We start from the raw sequence: 21,736 nt of genomic DNA on the forward strand, positions 1-21,736 counted from the left end.
CTATTTCCTCCTTGAGCCTGCTTTGACTACTCGCTTCGTCGTTTGGGCAGGCTTTTTTGCAGTTGTTTTCTTAGTACCCTTTTTAGTGGTCTTTTTCGCAGAAGTCTTGGAAGTCGACTTTTTCGCCGCCTTCTTGGTGGTCTTCTTCGTCGTCGACCCGCCCTCGGCTTCACGCGAGCGACGCGCCGACAACAGCTCGTTGGCGCGCTGGTCGGTCATGGTTTCCGGAGTGTCGCCGCGCTGCAGCGAGGCATTCGTTTCACCATCGGTGACGTAAGCGCCGAAGCGTCCGTCTTTCACCGTCATTGGCTTACCGGAGACGTCGTTGTCTCCCAGCATCTTCAGCGGTGGCTTCGCAGCCGCACGTCCGCGACGCTTCGGCTCGGCGTAGATGCGTCGCGCCTCGTCGAGAGTGATCTCGAAGATCTGCTCCTCATTGGCCAGGGAACGCGAATCCGTCCCCTTCTTCAAGTACGGCCCGTACCGGCCATTTTGGGCAGTGATCATCTCGCCGTCTGCGGGGTCCTCGCCCACTTCGCGTGGCAAGCTGAGCAGCTTGAGTGCTTCGTCGAGGGTAATCGTCGCGGATTCCATCGAACTAAACAGGGAGGCCGTCTTCGGCATGAGCCGTTCGTCGACAAGCTCCCCGATGCGCTTTTCTTTTTGCTTCTCGGCGGTCTTGGTCTCCCAATTCTTCGCGCGCTTGCCTTCGGCGGCGCGCTGCGCATCCTCGGCGGCGCGCTCCTCGGCGAGAACCTTCTCCGCCTCGGCCACGGCCTTTTCCTTCTCATCCTCGCGAACCAGCTCGGTCACGTATGGGCCATAGCGGCCCTCGCGGGCGACAATCGTGCGCCCGTTAGCAGGGTTTTCCCCCAGCTCACGGCCAGTTTGTGGGGTGGCGAAGAGCTTCTCGGCCATCTCGAGAGTGACCTCGTCGGGGGTCGCGGATTCCGGCAAGTTGGCGCGCTGGTATTCCGGCTGGCCCTCGTTGTCAATGCCGACCTGGCGCTCGATGTAGGGACCGTAGCGCCCAACGCGCACGTTGACGGCGCGGCCCTCGGAATCGTCGAAAAGCTTGAGCGAATTCACCTGGCGAGCATCGATGGATTCGAGGTTTCCCTCGATCATCGACTTCAAACCGCCGCGGCGCGCAATCGACTCCGCCATGGAATCGTTCGCATCAGCGTCGCCGAAGTAGAAGCCGTTGAGCCACTCGGTGCGATCCGACCGACCGCTGGCGATCTCGTCGAGCTCATCTTCCATCGAGGAGGTGAAATCGTAGTCAACGAGGGTGTCGAAGTTGTCCTCGAGCAGGCCAACCACAGAGAACGCCACCCACGAAGGCACGAGCGCATTGCCGCGGACGAAGACGTATCCGCGGTCCTGGATCGTCTTGATAATCGAGGCGTACGTGGATGGGCGGCCGATGCCCAGCTCTTCCATCTTCTTCACCAAGCTGGCCTCGGTGTAGCGGGCCGGCGGGTTCGTCGAGTGGCCGTCGGCCTCGATCTTCACCGCAGTCAGCGGGTCGCCCTGGGCGAGATTCGGGAGGTGGGATTCCTTCGTGTCCTGCCCATCCGAGTAGGCGCGCAGCCAACCCGGGAAGGTAATGGTGCGACCGGTGGCCGTAAACTCCACGGCCTCGCCGGTGGTAGCGGTACCAGCGACGGTGACCTTCATGGACTCACCTTTGGCATCCGCCATCTGGGAGGCCACGGTGCGCTGCCAAATCAGCTCGTAGAGCTTAAATTCTTCGGCATCAAGCGAGTTGGCCAGCTGACCTGGCGTGGCAAAGCGCTCGCCAGCGGGACGAATCGCTTCGTGAGCTTCCTGGGAGTTCTTCACCTTGCGGTCGTAGGTACGCGGCGAGGAGGAGACGAAATTTGCCCCATACAGCTCTGTGGCAGCATCGCGCGCCGCCTTCAAGCCTTGATTCGACAGAGAGGTCGAGTCGGTACGCATATAAGTAATGTGGCCGTTTTCGTACAGTCGCTGCGCAATACGCATGGTACGGGCCGACGTGAAGTGCAGCTTGCGCCCCGCCTCTTGCTGCAGCGTCGATGTCATAAACGGCGCATAGGGGCGGCGGGTGTACGGCTTAGTTTCCACCGCTGCCACGGACATTGGCTGCTTATCCAACGCGTCCGACAGCTTTTCTGCGGCCGCCTTGTCTACCACGTAGACATCGTCGTTAGTTTTCTTCAGCTCGCCGCGGTCAGTGAAGTCGCGACCCTGCGCTACGCGACGACCCTCCACGCTGGACAGCTTGGTATCAAACTCAGCGGGTTCCTCTGTGGTCCCCTCGCGACCGGTGTTCACCGTCGCCGTTAAGTCCCAATATTCAGCGGAAATAAACGCCATCCGCTCGCGCTCACGCTCGACGATGACGCGCGTGGCCACGGACTGCACACGTCCCGCAGACAGTCGCGGCATGACCTTCTTCCACAGCACCGGAGACACTTCGTAGCCATAGAGCCGGTCCAGGATGCGGCGGGTTTCCTGGGCATCGACTAAGTCCGTATCCAGCTCGCGAGTATTTTCCGCGGCCTCTTTAATCGAGGACTCGGTGATCTCGTTGAACACCATGCGCTCAACCGGCACCTTTGGCTGCAGCACCTCGAGCAGATGCCACGCGATGGCCTCGCCTTCGCGGTCCGGGTCGGTTGCCAGCAGCAGTTTGTCGCTCTGCTTCAGCTTGGCTTTGAGGTCGGCGACCTTCTTTTTCTTATCTTGGCTGACAACATAAATCGGTTCAAAGCCGTCCTCGGGGTTCACACCCAGCTTTGCCCACGGTTCCTTTTTATATTTGTCAGGAATATCCGCAGCGCGTCCGGGAAGGTCGCGGATGTGGCCTACCGAGGCTTCGACAATGTAGTCGTCGCCCAGATAAGTCTGGATCTTCTTAGCCTTCGTCTGGGACTCGACGATGACCAGGGTCTTGCCCGACCCGTTACCTTCCGCCACTGCGTGTGTACCTCGCTTGTATTCGGTGCTTCATTCGATAGTTCCGAGTTTCGGCCCATAATTCGGGACCACTACGACATTATCGAACACCACTTTCGTATCTTCTGTATTCCGAGATTTACCACGGATAGATGCATTGGGGGTAAAAAATGTAATTTTTCCACCCGCAACGCTACGACCTTGAAGTGGTTTTAACTGACAATAACACCACTCCCCAAATCTGCATCGAACGTATTATTGACATAGAGTCTAATAAAGGCATTCATAAGCAGGCACTAGCAGGCATAAGCAGGCACAGCGGAGGTTCTGGTGGCAGATCAAATCGTCATGTGGGTAGAAACACTGATGACGATGCCCATCTTCTATCCGCTGGTCGTCCTACTCATCATCGGCGACGCACTCATGCCGATCATCCCCTCCGAGACAGTACTTAACTTGGCGGGCGCTTTCGCTGGTTCCACCGGATCTCCCAACGTGTGGTTGGTCATATCCGCCGCCATCATTGGAGCGATTATCGGTGACAATATCTGTTACCTGCTGGGCACGAAGCTCGTGAAATTCGTCAATCGCCTCGACCCGGAATCCAAAGCTGGCCAAGCGGTGACCTGGGTGCGCAGAAATATGCGCCGTCGCGCCGGCGTGACCATTATTGTTGCGCGCTTTTTGCCCTGGGCTAGGTGGGTAGCCACAATCATCTTGGGCTCGGTGCGCTACCCCTGGGCAATGTTTTTCATCTATGACACGATCGGCGCGATCATCTGGGCCTTCCAAAGCGTCCTGATCGGCTACGCCGGCGGTGCAATGTTCCAGCAAAACCCACTGCTGGGCATGATTGTCGGTGTCACCTTGGGCACCGTGGTCGGCGCGCTCATTCAAAAGGCGCAGGAGCGCTTGTTCGAGTGGGCAGACGAGCGTCGTGGCTACTCCACCCTCTAATGCCGTCACGCAGGTAAGCGGGCACGAAAAAGCACCTAAGCGCAATGCTTAGGTGCTTAATTTATTGTCGCGAAAAGCGAAGGCTTAGAGAGCAGTAACCTGCTGAGCCTGTGGGCCCTTAGCGCCCTCACCGATCTCGAACTCAACCTTCTGGTTCTCCTCGAGGGTACGGAAGCCGTTGCCCTGGATCTCGGAGTAGTGAACGAAGACGTCGGACGAGCCGTCGTCTGGAGCGATGAAGCCGAAGCCCTTTTCAGCGTTGAACCACTTGACAGTTCCGGTAGCCATATTAATAGACCTTTCTAGGTAGCCGGTTGTATTTGCGGTGCCGACGATTGTCGACTCCGGGTCTTTCCGAATCACCAGGTCTAACTAAACCTGGTGCCCGCGGATAAAGTTCCTTCGCGAGCACCTAGTAGGCGCACACAGAATCTGTGACCACCTGTAAGTATGCCAGAAACTCTAAAGAATTTCGCAGTTAGCTACAATTAAACTTCTCAAGCCAACCGAATTATCACACCATAAAGAGTGGAAAACGCGTGCCCAACATTTTTGGTTTCGAGCTCCTCGACGAACTCAAACACCATTTCCCCAGTTCACGGGCCACCCACATCACCACCTCCGAGGCCCAACCCGCCGAATTCTCGACATGGTCCGAATGGATACACCCGGGGTTACTAAATTCGCTTATCGACGATGGCATCGCGCTTCCGTATCGTCACCAAATTCAGTGCGCGGATGCTGCATACTCTGGTCGCGATGTTGTTATTGCCACTGGTACTTCCTCTGGAAAGTCACTGGGCTACCAGCTCCCAATCCTAACCACCCTGGCTAACGATCCCACCGCATGCGCCATGTACATCACTCCGACGAAGGCTCTCGGTTCCGATCAGCTGCACTCCATCCTCCAACGGATCAAGGAGATTCCCGATCTCCACGGGGTGCACCCAGCCCCCTACGACGGCGACACCCCCTCAGAGGCCAGGGCAGGCATCCGCGAACAAACCCGATTCGTATTCACCAACCCCGACATGCTGCACGCGGGCATTTTGGCGGCGCATCCGCGGTGGGCGCGGTTGTTTCGGCACCTCAAATACATCGTGGTCGACGAGTGCCATACCTACCGCGGAGTGTTCGGCGCCAATATTGCCCTCGTCCTGCGCAGGCTGCTCCGTATTGCCCAGGCATATGGATCTGAACCGGTCGTCATCTTTGCCTCCGCCACGGCAGCCGATCCGGCTGGCCAGGCTCGCCGCCTCAGCGGAAGAGATGTCGTTGCTGTTACCGCCGATACCGCCCCGAAGGGCGAGCGCACCGTGGTGTTGTGGGAGCCAGGGTTCATTGAAGGTGCCGAGGGAGAACATGGCGCTCCCGTGCGTCGTGCCGCAACCACGGAAGCGGCAGAAATCATGTCTCTTCTCGTCCGCGAGGGTGCCCGCACCTTAACTTTTGTGCGTTCCCGGCGCGCCGCTGAAATCGTCGCAATGCGAGCATCCGAGGAACTTGTCGTCGCTGGACGCGCCGACTTTGCCAGCCGGATCGCATCCTATCGTGCGGGTTACCTCGCGGAGGATCGCCGCAAGCTAGAACGCCGTCTCGACGATGGTGATTTGCTCGGTGTCGCCACTACCAATGCGCTCGAGTTGGGCATCGATGTGGGCGGTCTTGATGCCGTGGTCATGGCTGGTTTCCCGGGCACGGTCGCCTCTTTTACTCAGCAGGCCGGTCGTACCGGGCGCCGCGGCCAAAGCTCCTTGGTAGTCATGGTCGCCCGCGATGAGCCTATGGATACCTACCTGGTCAACCACCCCGAGGCGCTACTCGGTAAACCAGTAGAAAACAGCGTGTTCAATCCATCAAATCCTTATATTCTGCGCGGCCATGTCTATTGCGCTGCCGTAGAGAAGCCCCTGAGCCAGGCCGATATTGAGATCTTTCATGCCCAGGATGTCGTCGACGATCTCGTGGGGCGCGGTTTTCTGCGAAAGCGCGCCAATGGGTGGTTTGCGGTCCCTCAACTTGAGGGAGAGATCAGTCCAGAAACGGCACATTCCTCGGTCTCTATTCGTGGTGGATCTGGCGAACAAGTGATGATCGTGGATATTTCCGACGGAAGGCTATTAGGCACTGTCGATTCAGCCCGCGCCGCCTCCCAAGTGCATACCGGAGCCGTATATATCCACCAGGGCGAATACTTCGTTATTGAGGAACTCGACCTTGAGAACTACGTTGCGCTGGCAAAACCTGAGATGCCTGACTATTCCACACAGGCACGCTCGACTACAGAGATCAGCATCCTTGGAGAGGCAGAACGCTTAGTCAATTTCTCTCCGGGGCTTTGGGTCGCCAATGTTGATGTCGAAGTCACCGATCACGTCACGGGCTACGTGGTCCGATTGTCCGACGGGACAATCAGCGACCATATTCCGCTGGAACTACCTGAGCAAACGTTGATCACACGTGCGGTGGCCTACACCATCGATCCTTTGGTGCTTGAGAAAATGGGCATCGCTGCAGGAGAAATCCCGGGTGCGCTTCACGCTGCTGAGCACGCTGCGATTGGACTCCTCCCTCTCCTGGCTACCTGTGACCGATGGGACATCGGTGGAGTCTCTACTGCTCTGCATCCGGACACGATGTTGCCCACCGTGTTTGTCTATGACGGCAATCCTGGCGGGGCCGGCTTTGCCGACGAAGGGTTCTCCCGATTCCACGAGTGGATGACCGCAACGTATGAGACCGTCAATTCCTGCGCGTGCGAATCAGGATGCCCGAGTTGTGTTCAGTCGCCCAAATGCGGCAACGGAAACCAACCCTTAGATAAGCAAGCTGCGCTGAAATTGCTCGGTGCACTGGTCACGATGACTGCGCAGCCAATGGATTAGAGCGGACCTGCCCGGGATTGAGATTCCGCACGCCCGAGTCGCACCGTCACGACGACATCGGATTCTTCTGATCTGCATCCGATGGCAGTTGCAGCGTTGAGTTCGGCGGTCTGGCCTGCTGTGGAGCATGGATCGAAGCCCTCATACAGCGCCGTCGCCGCGGCGATCGCCGCGAGGTCGGCGACGGTTCTGACTCGGTGCGCGGTAATAGTGTGCTGCGCGATCCCAGCGATGGCAATTAGGAGTGTTGCTAGCGCCGCGATGATGCCGACTGAGGCAATAGTCGCGTATCCGCGATCGTCTAGAAGCGGACTTTTCATCGGTACTCCACGGGGTAACTCGCTTGTGCGGTGACCTTTCCAATCGCAGCTGGTTTCGTGACGGACACGGTGACAATCCCGCCGGATTCGCTGACTACTATTTCTGCGTTTTCCGCCGTGTAGTCCACGCCAATCGCATGGGCTCGAGCGGCGGCGCCGGCGATATCTGTCGCGGCAATCTGGGCTGCCATCGTCGCACAGGCCGCAACGAGGGCAGCCGCGACGATCATGAGCGTGGCCAGTGACAAAGCCGCCTCGACGGTTACGGAGCCACGCTCATCTCGCAGCATGGATTTCAACTCCTTCCCCCACTAGTTTTCGCAGTATTTTCAGGCATCGTATTCACTCGCTTCCGGAAGTGTCGTTAACCCGGAGTGTTGGACAGGGCATCGGTGATAATGCCTTCGATGGCATCGACTACTCCATTGCCGTTGATCACCATGTACAAGACAGCGGCAAGCGCTGCCGCCGCCAATGAGCCCATGGCGTATTCAATTGTCGACATCCCGCGGTCATTGTCTATTTCACGGAGACGTTTAGCCAGGTAGATCCGGGTTTTGATGGCGTAATGTGTGAGATTCATTGTCATTTCTCCTTTGAGGTGGAATTTGAACGTGAGTAGGTAGTTAGGACATGAGCTCCGCTCCCAGGCTGATCACTACTGGAGCGAGGCCGAGGGCGAAAAAGGCGGGCAGGAAACAGAGAGCGAGCGGGATGCTGATCAGTACCCCGGCGCGCTCTGCGCGGGCGGTGGAATTATCAGCGGCATCGTCGTGAAGCGATATGGCGATGCGCGCGCATCCATCGGCAAGGCTGGCCCCCGAGGTCGCCGAAAGCTTGACTAGTGCCGCTACTTCTTTCAGCCCGGGTATTGTGGCTAGTTCTTGCCATGCGGTGTCGGTTGTAGCGCCGAGAGCGTGGAGCGAGGATGCAGTGCGCCAAGCGCTTGCCAACTGTTGAGTGGCTGGTGAGCTGTTGTCGTGAGCAGCAGTGTAGGTAGCTGCGACGATGTCTACCGCCGCTGTAATTGATCGGCCGGCGCGGAGACAGGCCGAGAAGAGTTCGATATCGGCGGCGATCTGGAAATAGTCCACCGGCCCGTCCCGCGGTGTTTTCGAAGTCCGTCCGTTATTGACTATCGGAGTTATCCGCACTGCGGGAATTGGCGCGGGTACGCACAGAGCGGCACCGAGAATGAGCAGGAATGCAATATTCATTAGCTTGCCGCCCGTGCCATGATGACGTGGGATGCGATAATCCCGGCGCAGGTCAGCCCTGTTCCGACGAGAAGCAGGACGCCTCCGAGCTGTGTTGTGGTGAGAAACCCGACCGGGTTGGCACCCATCATCATGCCCATTCCAATCCCTGCCAAGGGCAATGCTGCCAACACCGATGCGGTGGTCTTGGGTCCTGCTAATGCTGCCGCGGTGGCGCGCCGGTGCCTTGTTGCTTTATCCATTCTGTCGCGGTTATTTCCCAGCAGCGTGGCAATGGGCAGACCGTGGGATTCGGTCAACGCCCACATCGTGCCAAGATTTCGCAGCTCGGCGACCGAAGACGTGGCCAGGATGTCGGCCCCGTTCCCGCCGTGAGCAACGTGGTTGCTCAACTGGCTCAAGTCTGAGCGAACTATCGCAGGGGCTCCCGCAGGTACCTCTGCCAACGCGTGGGCGCAGGCATGCGAGAGAGTCGCGCCTGCTCGGATATCTGCAAGCAGATGGCCTAGGTAATCCGCGACTAGGCTGTGGATCCTTTCCTCGTTTTTTATCTGCCGACCTTTGCTGATCACATAAAGCACAGTCAGCGCAGCCAGGCATCCCGAAATAATTACCATGACCCGATCAGCCACGATGGCAATGACGGCGAAAGCAATCACAGCAAGGCTGATGATGGCCCGCGAAGAGATTTTCAGTCTGCGCTGTTCGACGCGCGCAGCAACGCCACCCGGATAGACCAAGATTGCACATGCGAGGAGCCCAAACATCACTTTGCTCCCCTCCCCGCTAATTCCATGAGTTCGGCAAATGCGTGGAGGGAGCCGTGCTCGGATTCCCAGCACACTTCAGGGATGACCGGGGTGCCTCTCAACAGCCCCACCTGATCAACTACCCGTTTTCCTCCCGACGTCCTTTTCATGACTATGACGACCTTGACGGCTGCTGCCAATTGGGCGTGCAAGGCCGTTGCTCCTAGCCCTCCCAGTGCTCCCAGCGCTTCCATGCGCGCGGGCACCTCGGCCAAAGAGTTGGCGTGAACGGTTCCGGCTCCTCCTTCATGGCCGGTGTTTAGCGCTGCTAAGAGGTCGACGACTTCTCGTCCTCGGATCTCGCCCACGACGATGCGATCCGGGCGCATCCGAAGAGCCTGTTTCAACAGGTCACTCATGCTGATTTCGCCCGTGCCTTCGGTGTTTGCCCCTCTGGTTGTCAGGCTGACTAAGTGCGGGTGTGGCGGGGAAAGTTCCACGGTGTCTTCTATGGCGATGATGCGCTCTGCGGGTGGTACTTCCGCCAGCAAGGCTCCCAGCATGGTGGTCTTGCCGGTTCCGGTGCCGCCGACGACAAGGAACGACACCTTGTTTCGGATCAGACCACGCAGGACGTCGGCAAGCTCTGCTGGAGCTGTTCCCTTCTCTACGAGCTGGTCCAATGTGGTGGTCGCGCTGCGCAAGATCCGCAGAGACAAACAGGTGCCGTTCGCAGCGAGCGGGGCCAAGGCCGCGTGTACACGAATGATCGTCCCGTCTTCTCGGGTGAGGTGGCCGTCGCAAAAAGGCTGCGCATCATCGAGTCGACTGCCACAAGCTGACGCCAGTCGAGCAGCAAGCTTTCTTATTTCTTGTTCATCCGCGAAAGACACTTCGGCGGGTTCGAGCCCTTGCCCGCGGTCAATAAAAACTGCAGAGGGACCGTTGACACAGATATCAGTGACCCCGTCGATCCCGAGCAGGGATTCGAGCTGGCCGATTCCCACCGAGTCATGGCGGAGCGTGCGCATAATGTCGAGGACATCCAAGTCGCTGATAACCACTGCTTCCTCGCGGATGAGTGCCGCTAACTTGGCGGGCTCATCTCGCACCTGTTCATCAGCTAATCGTTGATGGATCCTTTCCATCATGTCCCGGTCAAGCGTTGGTGAGGTCATGCGACACCTACCTGTGTTAATACCGCGCGAGCAGCACGCTTGAGCACTTTCGGCAGCTTCGCCGGTAGTCCTGACACCTCGACGGTTTTCGTCAATCGAGCAACTGTGGTGATCTCCGCGCACACATCGGTACTGGTGATGCGTTCTAACTCAGGCACCGTCATACCCGACCAGTCTCGGTGGCGCGCCACAGCAAAAACCTCCAAGGAGGAAGCACGACACTCGGCGACAATGCGCGCGGCAGCAGCCGCAGCGCGCACCTCGAGTGGAACAATCACCACAACGCCATCGCATCTCGAGGGAATTAATCCGGGCGGGGTGTCCACCACAGTAAGCCCACTGGTCGACAAAGGCGTGACCACCTTGTCTACTTCTTCCTGGCCGAGGGAGAGCGGTGCATTAATCTTGGTGCGCGGCGACGTCAGCACTGCCACACCGGTAGGCGTGAGAGGCAATGCCTGCCTCACATCGCCACGGTGAATGTCTCCCTCCCCAAAAGAGATTTCACCCCACCGAGCACCTGTTGTCTCCTCGATGCCAAATAATAGGTCCACGCCACCGGAATAACGCTGCGCATCAACAAGGACTGGCTCGAAGCTTTCTCCAGCTTCCAGCGCCAATGCTGCGGCAAAGGTGGAGCACCCTGCGCCTCCCGCAGAGGACGTCACCGCCAACACGGTGCCGGCACTAGAAGATGCCTCGGGGTCGCTCGTGTGCTGCCCAATGGCGGCTAGGAGCTCTCCCAGTTGGGCGGGCAGCACAAATACCTCATCTGCATGGGATCTCATTGCCACTTCAAAATCTATCGTGGCCGGGTTGTCTGCAATGAAATAGCGCCCGCCACGGCGTTGATTCAGCGATTGGGTACCAGGCAATTCAAGCGCCCGGGAAACGTCCACCAAGATCGCATGCGCGTTCATCGCGTGGCGTTGAACGGTGGCGGCATCTCGTGCATCAATAACTGGGCGACCGGTGGCAGCTGCGACATGGATGGCCTCGGGGTGCAAGGTAGGACTGTCTACGGCAATTAGCACGGGAGATGTCTCTGGTGTCATGCCTTTGACTATCGCAGCGAGGCAACGTTTGCGCTGGTCCCCGGCTTTTATCTGTGGATAACCCCGGTTTTTGGTGTCGCTTCATCAAAAAACTGTGGAGAGTAGCTCAAAAAAGGGACGGTCCGCGCCTCGGGGGGGGTGTGCGCGGACCGTCCAATAACCCGGCCTCGGGGGGAGGACCGGAGCAGGCCACACTGTATATCGGGGCCTTGCACGCCCGATTATTGCACAGTGCTTTAAATTTTGACAAGACTCGCCATAGCATCACTTGCTCGCCTTTGATGAGGTTTTCCACACACTTCATGACCCACCACAGCACAAACCTCAAAACTCACTTCAGCCACTTAACTTTCACAGATGCATGAGGTTAGACTTAGCCCCATGACCCCCCAGGAGGCTCAGTCACACGTGCCAAACAGTCCGAGTACTGATTTGGCGCGTCGACCTGTCGCCGCGTTCTTCGATCTCGATAAAACGATTATCGCCACGTCTTCGGCTTTCGCCTTCGGCAAAGAATTCATGAATAAGGGCTTGATCTCGAAGCAGGAAGCGCTCGAACTCTACCTGGCCAAAACGTCCTATATGTTTACGGGATTATCCAGCGAGCAGATGGATACCACTCGCGACCAACTCACCAACATGGTCGCCGGCTGGTCAGTCGCCGAAGTCCGCCGCATCACCGACGAGACGATGCATAATGTGGTCACCCCCGCCATCTATTCCGAGGCCAGAGAGCTGATCAAGTTCCACAAAGCTGCAGGTCACCAAGTCATTATTATCTCGGCGTCGGCAAGCCACTTAGTGGAACCGATCGCCGTGGAACTTGGGATTTCACGCATCGCCGCCACCGAACTCGAAGTCGTCGATGGCAGATTTACGGGCAATATCGTGAGCTATCTCAAGGGCGACGCGAAAGCAGACGCCATCACTGAGCTCGCCGAGGCGAACGGCTACGACCTGGCAAATAGCTATGCCTACTCCGATTCCGCAACCGATATCCCCATGCTGGAAAAAGTCGGCCACCCCGTTGCCGTCAATCCCGACCGTGCCATGAAAAAGCATGCCCTGGACAACTCGTGGGAGATCCGCACCTTTAAGCATCCCGAGCCTTTGATCCACACCCCGAATGCCAAGGAGGTCGGCATCGGCGCGGGCGTCATCGCAGGCATCACGGCGATCGCGGTGGGCGGGCTCTGGGTTGCCCACAAGTTACGCGATGGGCGGCCCGCGTAGCTTTTCGCTTGACGACGATTAGGCTGCCTTGGCTATCCCATCGGCCTCGTCCCCGCCGACGCCCCAGGCGCGCAGCCCGAATTCGAGCGCAGACGTGCTCCCTTCAGCATTTGCTTCTTTCCACGCTCCCAGCGCCTGTGCATACTCGGTTTTGTGGCGGTAATAATAGGTTTCTGGCACCGCAATTCCCAGCGGGTCTGCTCCGGTGGCTGCCGCTGCAGCGCGTCCAGCAACGCGCCCAACGACGCCACTGCGCGGGCCAAACAGCTCACGGGAGGCGATTTCAAAGTGCACGACCTGGGCGAGCAGCATTCCCTCGACGTTCTCGGCAGTAATGATTCTGGCCAGCGCATTCAACCGCGCTGCACCGTCGCTAGTTGCCGGGGTGCCATTGCCCCCTGCTGCCACGTCGAGACGTGCAAAAACTTGCAGAGGAGCTCGCAGAAAGGCCTGCGCCGTGCGCCCCGACGATTCCGGGGACAACAAGGCGTAAGGCCGAATGAAGTTTTCCGGCTCTTCTTCTACCGTGGTCCCCTCGAGCAAAGCTGATAATTTGGCTCCCCGCAGGACAGATTCTCCGACAATGACGTCGGATCTCCGCAGCGCCGCCGGGCGCCGATGTGCCCTGGCCACTGAGGCGGTGGCCTCGTCGATAAGCGAGGCAACATTGCCTAGTCCGAGGTAGGGGGAAAGGGGACCTGGCACACTCATATAGCCTAGAATAGCCACGGAGTAATCAAATTTAACAAGCATTATGAAAATCTTGGGACTATTGTGGTAAATCGACAATAGAATCATGCAATCCCCCAGGGTGAAACAACCCACCGAGGAAGGTTAGAAACATGAGCAACAAAGGTCTTTACACCGACGGGACTGAGTCCTTTTCCGCGAAGGTAAATTCGATTCCTTTGCGCGATACTGATTCCACCCGCCCAGGAGAAAACTCCATCGGTGAACTGGTCTCCAGTGCTACCGAGCAGATGTCTACCCTCGTGCGCTCTGAAATCGAGTTGGCTAAGACCGAGATCGCCGGCGAAGTGAAGAAGGGCGCCATGGGCGGCGGCTTCTTCGGTGGTGCCGGTGTCATCGCTGCGTACTCATCGTTCTTCTTTTTCTTCTTCCTTGCAGAGCTCCTCGCCGTCTGGCTGGAGCGCTGGGCTGCGTTCCTGATCGTCTTCCTGGTCATGATTGTCCTGGCTGCGATCCTCGGTTTCATGGGTTACCGCAAGGTCAAGGGCCTGAAAAAGCCTGAAAAGACGATTGATTCCGTCGGAGAGCTGAAGACCTTGGTGCCGGGTCAGGCGACATCCAACCTGGCGAAGAAGGATTCCCACCTTTACACCTAAAGGCCCCTCACTTAGTCACACTGAAACGTCTGCCCAGCCGCAGGCGTTTTCTTGTGTCCTGCCCTTTTAGCCCCAATCGAAAGGTTAATTGTGAGCGCCCAGCGCTATGCCACCAGTCCAGAAGTGGTGAAACTCGAAGGCGACTTCGAACACCACATGGTTCATACACGTGGTATCCGACTGCACGTCGCGGTTGCCGGCAACCCCAGCAACCCCCTCGTCTTGCTGATCCACGGCACCTTCGGGGGCTGGTTTGATTACAAGGAGGTGATCGCTCCCCTCGCAGCTGCTGGGTATCACGTCGCCGCCATTGATATGCGCGGCTACGGCATGAGCGACAAGCCACCGCAAACGCCTGGAGATGAGATGCGCATTGCCACTGGTGACATCGCCGCTGTCATTTCCTCGTTGGGCCACTCCAAGGCGGTCCTCGTCGGGCACGACACGGGCGGTACTGTGGCCTGGGCCTGCGCGACGCACTATCCCGAGAAGATCCACGCCCTCGTTTCTATTTCTGCGGCTCACCCCACCGATCTGCGCGCCGCCGTGCGCCGGCGCCCGTGGGACTTCATGCCCATTATCGGCCGCATCACGATCGCCCGGTTGCCGTCTCAATTCCTGTCGCGCCTGTCGTCGCTACGCGCTCCGACGTGGCGTAAGTCGCTGGAATTCGATACCACGACCAAATTCCACCGCACCAATGCCTTCAAAGAAACCCTCGAGCTGCGCCTCAAGGCTGCCGATATCGGCCATGCGATGCCATATATCGTGCACAATTCACGCCTGCTCACCCCGCGCCTGCCTGTCTCCTTCCAGCAGGACGCTTTAGTGACCGCACCGACCCTGCTGATTCACCCCAAGCAGAGCCTGTGGAACCCGATTGTGACCCTCTCGCGGAAGCGCGTCGATGCCGACGTGACAGAGCTATCTATCGACGAGGCGAAGAACCTGCCGCCGATCGAACAGCCCGAGCGGTTCCTGGCGCATCTGGCCAACTACTTCAAGACGGTGCTGGGTTAGCGGTGCTGGACTAACGGTGCAGGGTTAGCGGGTCACGCACTGCTGCGTATCCACGGGCTGCGTGAGCGAGGTGAAATCTCCCATCTGGTCGCGTACCTCGCGGGACGTGAGCGCGTAGCCAGTGCCTGTGGAATCTACCGAGGCACCAAATACAACGCCGAGGACGTCTCCATTGGTGTCCATGAGCGGCCCGCCAGAGTTACCCTGGCGGATCGTCCCGCGCACCGTGTAGGCCTCACGCTCGACGCGTCCGGTGGCATAGATGTCGGGGCCCGCAATAGTGATGCGATCGCGCACGCGCGCAGGTGCGGCCTCGAACGGGCCGGATTCTGGATAGCCCATCACAACCGCATCGTCGCCAGAAGAGGCAACCTGCTCGGCGAACTGCAAAGGCTCAAGACCCAAGTTCGGAACGTGGAGCACCGCAATATCGACATCAGGGTTGTAGTAGACCACGGTCGCCTCTTGGGTGCCCAAGCGAGTATCCAGGCCGACCTTTTCGGTGCCTGCGACAACGTGCGCATTCGTGATCACGTAGTCGGGGGACGCCACGAATCCAGAGCCCATGAGGTGGCGTTCGCAGACCTGCGCATCGCCGCGGACATGGACTACGGAAGGCTCCACTGCAGCGACCATGGTCTGATCCACTGCAGCTGCGTCAGGCGCATCCACTTCTTGTGCATTGCTTCCCTCAAAGGGAGAGACCAAAGGTGGCAGGCCGGATTCGTCGAGAAGCGCTGCCAATTGCGAAGGAATGCGTCCCGCCCACTGCGGAGCGACCTCGTCGATGGCTGTCAGCACGGACGACGAACGGATGCCCTGGCCCAACGAGCCGGGCATGCTGGAAGCCAGGGGGATCGAAATCAGCCAGATCACAAGGGCGGAAGCGAGTGCTTGCAAGACAGCGCCCACGGCCGAGTCCAAGGTCTGAGCCGACGCTTTTCGCATGCGATCACGCACGTGCATGCCAATCGTGGCACCGGCGAGATTACCGATGCCGACGAAGAGGACGATGACCAGGAGCATCAAGAGCATGCGCCACACCGTCGTATCGGCTAGGTCAATGACGAAAGGAGCAACCGCCAGGCCAATGACGAGGCCAGCGATGATGCCAATGGCAGAGAGTACTGATGAGAACGCACCTTGCCTCCATCCGCCAACGAAGGCAGAAATAATCAGCAGGACGATGACAGCATCGATGATGAGGCTAGCGGTCACAGGGCAGGGCAGTCCTTACTGGCTCGGCAATTGTCCAATCAATTCTTAGGCAGAGCCTACTCGCTCGATACTCAAAAGTTGATATCGGCTACGACACACCTTAGTCGTGGCGTTCCCGGTTCCGGGACTGTGCCAGGGCATCCTCTAAGTCATATATCCGCTCGGAGTGCCAGGGAATGTCCCACCCACTGGCGGTGAACACCCCCGCCAACAGCGCAGCGGTAAAGCCCCACACTAGGTAGCCGTTCGTGCGGAAGGCCGGACCACTCCACCCACCCCAGCCGACCGTGAGCCGGGATTCGGGGGCGAGGAGCTCTTCAAGGCTGGCAACGAAGACATCATCGGTTTCATCCTCGCTGGCCACCCAGGTCTTTGCTCCTGAGTGGTTGTAGGCCACAACGGGGTGAACCGGGTAACCGTTTGAGCGCACGCTGACCATATCCAAGGTGGCTAACGGTGTCACCGCATCAGCGTCCAACCCCGTCTCTTCCCACGCCTCGCGCAACGCCGCATCGACGGGGCCCCGATCTCCAGGGTCAATCCGACCACCGGGGAAGGCCATCTGACCAGAGTGAGTTCTCATCGTGGGAGTGCGATGCGTCAATAAAATCCCGGCATCCTCAGGCAAGGAAGCACTTCCTCGGGCTCCTGAGAAGAGCATGAGCACTGCCGCATGCTTCGCCCCTGGGATCGCGCCCCCGTTGGCACTGGTGACCGCTGCGGAGCGGGCGGAGAGATGCCTGGACACAGCCGACTCTGCCCCGATGTCGCGGTGGCGTGCCAAAGGCGACAGCCACTCCGGAGCCCGCTCAGGGTTCACGGCAACGTCATGCTTGAAACTGCTATGCGAGTAGCTACTTCCCTGCCCCATTGTCACTCACTCCTTTTGTTACACAACGCTACTTACTGCTTCATCCATTTCATCAACAGAAGTGAAAGCCTGAGGAAAGAGCCCAATCTGCTCTTCACCTCGGAACACCACGGTAATGGGAATAACGTTGGGCAACCCCAACGTTCCCGCGAAAAGATTGTCGGAGTCCTGGTAGCTAGCAATGTCGACGTTCAGCTCGGTGAGAAGGTCGGCACCGTATCCCGCGTTGGTATCGGCTTGTACGCCCACCACGGTATAGCCAGGATTTTGCTCTGCGTATTGTTCCACGATGGGTAACTCGTCTCGGCACGGACCACACCACCATGCCCACACGTTGACCACCGTGATGTGGTTCGGATCATCCGGAGCAGCGCCGTTGTCACCACCAAGGCACGGCAGCTCTACTCCCCCAGCGCCGGTGGATGGGCAGTTCGGGCGATCAGACATCTCAGCGGGTTCGGGCACGATTGAATCTTCGCCAGCTTCACCGGATGTGGCCGAACTCGCAGCCGAAGCGTCACTCGATTCATTCCCGTTGCCATTGAGCACGCTAAACGCGCCGACGAGGAGCAATGCCGTGGCTGCTACCAGCACGACGACACTGACGATTAGCGATTTCTTCATAGTTCTTTCTCTACCTCATCACTCTGGTCCTCATCACTCTGGTCGCCCTCGGGCTCTACCGGAGTAGTCATCATCGTGAGAATATGTTCGCGCTCTGGCCCACGAACGAGCTTTTCTGCTGCCCCGAAATCTGGCGGACCTACCTGCCCAAAGCTCGGGCAGTCGTATGCAATGGGGCAGGCCCCGCACGCCGCCTTTCGGGCGTGGCAGACCCTCCTCCCATGGAAAATAATCCGGTGGGAGAACATGGTCCATTCAGGCTTCTCAATCAGTTCGCCAATAGCCTTTTCAATGGCAACGGGATCGGTTTCTTCGGTCAGGCCAAGCCGATGCACTAGCCGCTGAAAGTGCGTGTCTACTGTCAATCCTGGCAGGTCAAAGGCATTGCCGCGCACTACATGGGCCGTCTTGCGGCCCACTCCCGGCAGGGACACAAGATCGTCGATACCAACTGGGACTTCACCACCGAAATCTGACACCAGCTTCTGGCCCAATCCAATCAGGTGCCCAGCCTTGGCCTTGTAAAACCCAGTCGGCCGAATAATCTCCTGCAGCTCCTCGACCTCGGCAGAGGCGTAATCCTCCGCGCGCGGGTACTTCGCAAACAGCGCAGGGGTGACCTGATTGACCCGCACATCGGTGGTCTGAGCCGACAAAACAGTAGCCACAAGTAGCTCTAGCGGGTTGGTAAAATCCAGTTCCGCCTGCGCATCGGGATACACAGTGGCAAGGGTTCGGTTAATCCGCCTCGCCCGGCGAGTGCGCCCCAGTTCCGTTTCGCGGCCCTTCGCCGCCGGATGAGACCCAGGGCGCCGAGTTTTCAGGGGAGTAAGCGAGGCGCGTGGAGCAGACATAATGTCTACCTTAGCTTGTCCCCGAAATCGCCTCCGGTATCGTTGGGGCCATGACAGCAATACTTGTGTTTGTGGTCCCGGTCTTGCTGGCACTCTTCCTCATTGGGATGGAGAAGTTGGAATCTATAGTTGTCAGCATTAAATAACAAGGCAGTTTCCACTGTGCTTCCACCGTGCTTCCACCGTGCTTCCACCGTGCGCACAGCGAATTAAGAACGACTTTTTCGCGCACCCTTGTTACTAGAGTGTTATCATCTTCTAGTGTGACAAATTTCGCCATAAAATCACTTTGTGATTAGTCTGGCGAAGCAGTAATCACCACAGTGGTTACCATCACTTAAGAAATCTTCAGCAGCCGAATCAACCATTTGGCTGGGAACCCCTATCACTTTAGCCACCGATACCGTGACCAGGGAACGAAACAAATTGGGAGGAACACGAATGGACGGAGTTCACGAGACCCTATCGCGTGCCGGAATTTTTCAAGGCGTTGACCCTGTAGCGGTTGAAAACCTGACTAAAGATATGGAAACCGTGCGCTTCCCTCGCGGGGCCACCATTTTCGACGAGGGTGAACCCGGCGACCGGTTGTACATCATCATTTCCGGCAAGGTCAAGCTCGCCCGCCACGCTTCCGATGGCCGCGAGAACCTGCTTTCCGTGATGGGACCGTCTGACATGTTCGGCGAGCTTTCCATCTTCGATCCGGGCCCACGTACCTCCTCCGCGGTCTGCGTGACCGAGGTCCAGGCTGCCACGATGAACTCCGAGATGCTGAAGAACTGGATCGAGGAGTACCCCTCCATCTCCCAGCAGCTCCTCCGCGTTCTCGCGCGTCGTCTGCGCCGCACCAACGCCTCCCTGGCTGACCTCATCTTCACCGATGTTCCAGGCCGCGTGGCAAAGACCTTGCTGCAGCTGGCGAACCGCTTCGGTCAGCAAGAAGGCGGCGCCCTGCGCGTCAACCACGACCTCACCCAGGAAGAGATCGCCCAGCTGGTCGGCGCCTCCCGCGAGACCGTGAACAAGGCTCTTGCTACCTTCGCGCATCGTGGTTGGATCCGCCTCGAGGGTAAGTCCGTGCTCATCGTTGACACCGAGCACCTCGCTCGCCGCGCACGCTAGTCGCAGATTCGAGCAGACAGAAAAGAACCGGTCCCAGTGGGAACGGTTCTTCACTTTACGACGATGGCGCCTTACACGTGGTTAGGCGCCTTTTCGCCCTGCTGCTCCAAGTATTTTAGGGTGACGCGGGTGGACTGCTCTGCCGCTCCGCGCAGAACTGGGTCAACATCGTCGTACATCTCATCGACGAGTGTCTTCACATCAACATCGGTGCCGCGCTCAGCCCAGATGGAACGAATCTGCTCGAGGCGATAGTTACGGCGATCGATATATTTGCGAGCAAATGGTGCCAGGTCTGGCGCTTCTGCGCCGTGGCCGGGCAGCAAAGTCACGCCCGCGCCGCGGTTTTCCAGCAGTGCAAGTGTTTCCAGGTAGGCACCAAGGTCGCCATCGGTTTCCGAAATCATGGTGGTGTGGCGACCCGCGATGGTGTCACCCGTCATGATCCCCTCTAGGTTTTCTTCCGTGACTTCGTCGGTGTAGACGAAGAAACAAACACAATCGGAAGTGTGGCCAGGGGTATGGACGACCTCGACGGTGGGGGTCACACCATCAATGCTGATAATTTCGCCATCAACTAAAGGCTCTGCCCCAAAGCTATAGCGAGGATCGAACGCGCGAACTGGAGCGCCAGTCAACTGGCGAAAACGCTCAGCACCATCAGCATGGTCGTGGTGGCGGTGAGTGAGAAGAATCAGGCCGACATTTCCGGCCTTGGATTTGAGGACATTGAGGTGTCCTTCATCTTCCGGGCCTGGATCAACGACGATACTGAAATCATCCTCTGGGCCACGGATAATCCACGAATTTGTACCCTCCAACGCTGCATAGCTTGGGTTGGGGGCTAAGACGACGGCGACCGAGTTCGTTACCGGTCGAATCTGACTGTAAGCAGGGTGCTCCATAGCACCCAGCCTACAGGGCCGACGGGGTTTTTCTAATCCGAGGGAGACGAAAAGTAGAAGTACTACTTGTCGGTTCTATTCCTCGATCTCGACAATCAATTCAACTTCTACTGGGGAGTTCAACGGCAGCACCGCAACGCCCACGGCCGAGCGCGCGTGCGCACCCTGCTCACCGAAAATTTCCTGCAACGCCTCGCTCGCACCGTTAATCACGGCTGGCTGCTTGGTGAAGTTAGGATCGGAAGCCACGAATCCCACGATCTTCAGCACACGCGAGATCTTGTCCACTCCCACCAGGTCATCGACAGCGGCGATAGCATTCAGCACCGCAACGCGGGCAAGCCGGTAGGCAGTTTCTTCGTCGACTTCTGCCCCCACTTTGCCTTCGGCGGGTAGAGCACCGTCGACGAAAGGCAGCTGACCGGAAGTCCACACCTGGTTGCCTACCTGAGTGGCTGGGACGTACGCAGCAACTGGTGCCGCGACAGCAGGAAGCTCAATTCCGAGCTCCTCGAAACGCTTGGTCCAATTTGCCATTATTCGGCCTCGCGCTTCATGTAAGCAACCACATTTTCCGGGTTCGGCCCGGGAACAACGGAGACAAGCTCCCAGCCGTCTTCGCCCCAAGAATCAAGGATTTGCTTGGTGGCGTGAGTGAGCAGTGGCACGGTGGCATATTCCCATTTCTTCATGGCCACCACTCTAGCGGGTTAAATCCCGTCGAGGGCACCGCCCGAGGATAAATATGCAGCCCAGTCGGTGATGTGCGGATTCTTCCGCAGCAAGGCACGACGCTGACGTTCAGTCAGGCCGCCCCAGACGCCGAACTCAACCTTGTTGTCTAATGCATCTGCCCTGCACTCGAGCTGCACTGGGCAGTGACGGCAGATGACTGCTGCCTTGCGCTGTTCTGCGCCTCGGACGAACAGGGCATCTGGATCGCCGGTGCGGCACTGCGCATGCGTGACCCATTCACCTCGGTCGAAGACCATCTGTCCGTCCATGTCACTTTTCAATGAGGTTCGCTTCGGATCGTTCCGACGGTCGGACTCGTCCTGGTATCCCAGGGGCAACGTTGCGGTCATGGTGATCTCCTTCCGGGAGGTCCTTCAGCGCGCTTTGCGCTCCACCGTGCAGGCACTGTGCACAACACGTTCAGCTAATTCACAATTGATTATCAGTGCAAAGTCGGTGAACTTATATCTTCGCCGGTAAGTGTATTCACAAACCAAACAT

General features: G+C 58.3%; 24 protein-coding genes. 6 read left to right on the top strand and 18 right to left on the bottom strand.

The features are described 5' to 3' along the window. Complete coding sequence (gene topA, locus A37O_RS0112860) at window positions 1-2,964, bottom strand: type I DNA topoisomerase (protein WP_018297915.1); 2,964 nt, start codon at window positions 2,962-2,964, stop codon at window positions 1-3. 309 nt (window positions 2,965-3,273) lie between these two features. Between topA and A37O_RS0112865 the strand changes: the two genes are divergently transcribed. Next, window positions 3,274-3,900, top strand: coding sequence for a DedA family protein (locus A37O_RS0112865; protein WP_018297916.1), 627 nt, complete (start codon window positions 3,274-3,276; stop codon window positions 3,898-3,900). An 84-nt stretch (window positions 3,901-3,984) separates the two neighbouring features. On the opposite strand, the gene cspE is transcribed toward A37O_RS0112865, so the two are convergent. After that, complete coding sequence (gene cspE / locus A37O_RS0112870; protein ID WP_026196370.1) at window positions 3,985-4,188, bottom strand: transcription antiterminator/RNA stability regulator CspE; 204 nt, start codon at window positions 4,186-4,188, stop codon at window positions 3,985-3,987. 251 nt (window positions 4,189-4,439) lie between these two features. On the opposite strand from cspE, the gene A37O_RS0112875 reads away from it, so the two are divergent. Next, window positions 4,440-6,785, top strand: coding sequence for a DEAD/DEAH box helicase (locus tag A37O_RS0112875; RefSeq protein WP_018297918.1), 2,346 nt, complete (start codon window positions 4,440-4,442; stop codon window positions 6,783-6,785). Here A37O_RS0112875 and A37O_RS0112880 read toward each other — a convergent pair. The 7 genes from A37O_RS0112880 to ssd form a co-directional block, all read right to left on the bottom strand. Beyond that, window positions 6,782-7,105: an Rv3654c family TadE-like protein gene (locus A37O_RS0112880; protein WP_018297919.1), complete on the bottom strand. Its 324-nt coding sequence runs from the start codon at window positions 7,103-7,105 to the stop codon at window positions 6,782-6,784. The two genes, A37O_RS0112875 and A37O_RS0112880, sit on opposite strands and share 4 nt — an antisense overlap. Further along, complete coding sequence (locus tag A37O_RS0112885) at window positions 7,102-7,395, bottom strand: hypothetical protein (RefSeq protein ID WP_018297920.1); 294 nt, start codon at window positions 7,393-7,395, stop codon at window positions 7,102-7,104. The genes A37O_RS0112880 and A37O_RS0112885 overlap by 4 nt, the downstream gene beginning before the upstream one ends. Before the next feature lie 74 nt (window positions 7,396-7,469). Beyond that, a complete protein-coding gene (locus tag A37O_RS0112890) occupies window positions 7,470-7,688 on the bottom strand; it encodes a DUF4244 domain-containing protein (RefSeq protein WP_018297921.1) in 219 nt (72 codons plus the stop codon). 43 nt (window positions 7,689-7,731) lie between these two features. Further along, window positions 7,732-8,322, bottom strand: a complete 591-nt coding sequence (locus A37O_RS0112895; protein WP_018297922.1) for a type II secretion system F family protein — start codon at window positions 8,320-8,322, stop codon at window positions 7,732-7,734. Continuing rightward, on the bottom strand, window positions 8,322-9,089 hold the full coding sequence (locus A37O_RS0112900) for a type II secretion system F family protein (RefSeq protein WP_018297923.1): 768 nt from the start codon (window positions 9,087-9,089) through the stop codon (window positions 8,322-8,324). Before A37O_RS0112900 ends, A37O_RS0112895 begins: the two co-directional genes overlap by 1 nt. Next, complete coding sequence (locus tag A37O_RS0112905) at window positions 9,089-10,249, bottom strand: TadA family conjugal transfer-associated ATPase (RefSeq protein ID WP_018297924.1); 1,161 nt, start codon at window positions 10,247-10,249, stop codon at window positions 9,089-9,091. Before A37O_RS0112905 ends, A37O_RS0112900 begins: the two co-directional genes overlap by 1 nt. Beyond that, window positions 10,246-11,304: a septum site-determining protein Ssd gene (gene ssd, locus A37O_RS0112910; protein ID WP_026196373.1), complete on the bottom strand. Its 1,059-nt coding sequence runs from the start codon at window positions 11,302-11,304 to the stop codon at window positions 10,246-10,248. Before ssd ends, A37O_RS0112905 begins: the two co-directional genes overlap by 4 nt. A 381-nt stretch (window positions 11,305-11,685) precedes the next feature. On the opposite strand from ssd, the gene A37O_RS0112915 reads away from it, so the two are divergent. Beyond that, window positions 11,686-12,537, top strand: a complete 852-nt coding sequence (locus A37O_RS0112915; protein ID WP_026196374.1) for an HAD family hydrolase — start codon at window positions 11,686-11,688, stop codon at window positions 12,535-12,537. Window positions 12,538-12,555: 18 nt separating this feature from the next. Here the strand turns inward: A37O_RS0112915 and A37O_RS0112920 are convergent, their stop codons facing one another. Beyond that, window positions 12,556-13,248, bottom strand: a complete 693-nt coding sequence (locus tag A37O_RS0112920; protein WP_026196375.1) for a hypothetical protein — start codon at window positions 13,246-13,248, stop codon at window positions 12,556-12,558. Between the two features lie 131 nt (window positions 13,249-13,379). On the opposite strand from A37O_RS0112920, the gene A37O_RS0112925 reads away from it, so the two are divergent. Further along, window positions 13,380-13,883, top strand: a complete 504-nt coding sequence (locus A37O_RS0112925) for a phage holin family protein (RefSeq protein ID WP_018297928.1) — start codon at window positions 13,380-13,382, stop codon at window positions 13,881-13,883. A gap of 90 nt (window positions 13,884-13,973) precedes the next feature. Further along, window positions 13,974-14,903, top strand: a complete 930-nt coding sequence (locus tag A37O_RS0112930; protein WP_018297929.1) for an alpha/beta fold hydrolase — start codon at window positions 13,974-13,976, stop codon at window positions 14,901-14,903. Window positions 14,904-14,927: 24 nt separating this feature from the next. Here the strand turns inward: A37O_RS0112930 and A37O_RS0112935 are convergent, their stop codons facing one another. From A37O_RS0112935 to nth, 4 genes are all read right to left on the bottom strand, one after another. Further along, window positions 14,928-16,121: a MarP family serine protease gene (locus A37O_RS0112935; RefSeq protein WP_018297930.1), complete on the bottom strand. Its 1,194-nt coding sequence runs from the start codon at window positions 16,119-16,121 to the stop codon at window positions 14,928-14,930. Between the two features lie 100 nt (window positions 16,122-16,221). Beyond that, window positions 16,222-16,992 carry an NUDIX hydrolase gene (locus tag A37O_RS0112940; RefSeq protein ID WP_018297931.1) on the bottom strand — a complete coding sequence of 257 codons (771 nt, stop codon included), beginning with the start codon at window positions 16,990-16,992 and terminating at the stop codon, window positions 16,222-16,224. 18 nt (window positions 16,993-17,010) lie between these two features. Next, window positions 17,011-17,616 carry a TlpA family protein disulfide reductase gene (locus tag A37O_RS0112945; protein ID WP_018297932.1) on the bottom strand — a complete coding sequence of 202 codons (606 nt, stop codon included), beginning with the start codon at window positions 17,614-17,616 and terminating at the stop codon, window positions 17,011-17,013. Beyond that, on the bottom strand, window positions 17,613-18,470 hold the full coding sequence (gene nth / locus A37O_RS0112950) for an endonuclease III (protein WP_018297933.1): 858 nt from the start codon (window positions 18,468-18,470) through the stop codon (window positions 17,613-17,615). Before nth ends, A37O_RS0112945 begins: the two co-directional genes overlap by 4 nt. A gap of 441 nt (window positions 18,471-18,911) precedes the next feature. Between nth and glxR the strand changes: the two genes are divergently transcribed. After that, the gene (gene glxR, locus A37O_RS0112960) at window positions 18,912-19,595 is read left to right on the top strand and encodes a CRP-like cAMP-activated global transcriptional regulator GlxR (protein WP_018297935.1); all 684 of its coding nucleotides are present in this window, start codon (window positions 18,912-18,914) and stop codon (window positions 19,593-19,595) included. Between the two features lie 71 nt (window positions 19,596-19,666). Here the strand turns inward: glxR and A37O_RS0112965 are convergent, their stop codons facing one another. From A37O_RS0112965 to A37O_RS15515, 4 genes are all read right to left on the bottom strand, one after another. Continuing rightward, window positions 19,667-20,500: an MBL fold metallo-hydrolase gene (locus tag A37O_RS0112965; protein ID WP_018297936.1), complete on the bottom strand. Its 834-nt coding sequence runs from the start codon at window positions 20,498-20,500 to the stop codon at window positions 19,667-19,669. A 75-nt stretch (window positions 20,501-20,575) separates the two neighbouring features. Beyond that, complete coding sequence (locus tag A37O_RS0112970) at window positions 20,576-21,037, bottom strand: RidA family protein (protein ID WP_018297937.1); 462 nt, start codon at window positions 21,035-21,037, stop codon at window positions 20,576-20,578. Continuing rightward, window positions 21,037-21,192 carry a Sp36 family protein gene (sp36, locus tag A37O_RS16585; protein ID WP_018297938.1) on the bottom strand — a complete coding sequence of 52 codons (156 nt, stop codon included), beginning with the start codon at window positions 21,190-21,192 and terminating at the stop codon, window positions 21,037-21,039. The genes A37O_RS0112970 and sp36 overlap by 1 nt, the downstream gene beginning before the upstream one ends. A gap of 18 nt (window positions 21,193-21,210) precedes the next feature. Next, entirely contained in the window at window positions 21,211-21,585 is a 375-nt protein-coding gene (locus tag A37O_RS15515; RefSeq protein WP_018297939.1) for a WhiB family transcriptional regulator, read from the bottom strand. Window positions 21,586-21,736: the final 151 nt, after the last annotated feature.

Source organism: Corynebacterium lubricantis DSM 45231 (assembly GCF_000379425.1).
Classification (GTDB): Bacteria; Actinomycetota; Actinomycetes; order Mycobacteriales; family Mycobacteriaceae; genus Corynebacterium; species Corynebacterium lubricantis.

Bases quoted from the DNA above. Each gene is read 5' to 3' on its own strand.
- A37O_RS0112945 (WP_018297932.1), bottom strand. From the start codon at position 17,616: ATGAAGAAATCGCTAATCGTCAGTGTCGTCGTGCTGGTAGCAGCCACG.
- A37O_RS0112900 (WP_018297923.1), bottom strand. From the start codon at position 9,089: ATGTTTGGGCTCCTCGCATGTGCAATCTTGGTCTATCCGGGTGGCGTT.
- A37O_RS0112885 (WP_018297920.1), bottom strand. From the start codon at position 7,395: ATGCTGCGAGATGAGCGTGGCTCCGTAACCGTCGAGGCGGCTTTGTCA.
- A37O_RS0112915 (WP_026196374.1), top strand. From the start codon at position 11,686: ATGACCCCCCAGGAGGCTCAGTCACACGTGCCAAACAGTCCGAGTACT.
- nth (WP_018297933.1), bottom strand. From the start codon at position 18,470: ATGTCTGCTCCACGCGCCTCGCTTACTCCCCTGAAAACTCGGCGCCCT.
- A37O_RS0112920 (WP_026196375.1), bottom strand. From the start codon at position 13,248: ATGAGTGTGCCAGGTCCCCTTTCCCCCTACCTCGGACTAGGCAATGTT.
- sp36 (WP_018297938.1), bottom strand. From the start codon at position 21,192: ATGAAGAAATGGGAATATGCCACCGTGCCACTGCTCACTCACGCCACC.
- ssd (WP_026196373.1), bottom strand. From the start codon at position 11,304: ATGACACCAGAGACATCTCCCGTGCTAATTGCCGTAGACAGTCCTACC.
- A37O_RS0112970 (WP_018297937.1), bottom strand. From the start codon at position 21,037: ATGGCAAATTGGACCAAGCGTTTCGAGGAGCTCGGAATTGAGCTTCCT.
- A37O_RS15515 (WP_018297939.1), bottom strand. From the start codon at position 21,585: ATGACCGCAACGTTGCCCCTGGGATACCAGGACGAGTCCGACCGTCGG.
- A37O_RS0112940 (WP_018297931.1), bottom strand. From the start codon at position 16,992: ATGGGGCAGGGAAGTAGCTACTCGCATAGCAGTTTCAAGCATGACGTT.
- A37O_RS0112925 (WP_018297928.1), top strand. From the start codon at position 13,380: ATGAGCAACAAAGGTCTTTACACCGACGGGACTGAGTCCTTTTCCGCG.
- glxR (WP_018297935.1), top strand. From the start codon at position 18,912: ATGGACGGAGTTCACGAGACCCTATCGCGTGCCGGAATTTTTCAAGGC.
- A37O_RS0112890 (WP_018297921.1), bottom strand. From the start codon at position 7,688: ATGAATCTCACACATTACGCCATCAAAACCCGGATCTACCTGGCTAAA.
- A37O_RS0112965 (WP_018297936.1), bottom strand. From the start codon at position 20,500: ATGGAGCACCCTGCTTACAGTCAGATTCGACCGGTAACGAACTCGGTC.
- A37O_RS0112895 (WP_018297922.1), bottom strand. From the start codon at position 8,322: ATGAATATTGCATTCCTGCTCATTCTCGGTGCCGCTCTGTGCGTACCC.
- A37O_RS0112880 (WP_018297919.1), bottom strand. From the start codon at position 7,105: ATGAAAAGTCCGCTTCTAGACGATCGCGGATACGCGACTATTGCCTCA.
- cspE (WP_026196370.1), bottom strand. From the start codon at position 4,188: ATGGCTACCGGAACTGTCAAGTGGTTCAACGCTGAAAAGGGCTTCGGC.
- A37O_RS0112905 (WP_018297924.1), bottom strand. From the start codon at position 10,249: ATGACCTCACCAACGCTTGACCGGGACATGATGGAAAGGATCCATCAA.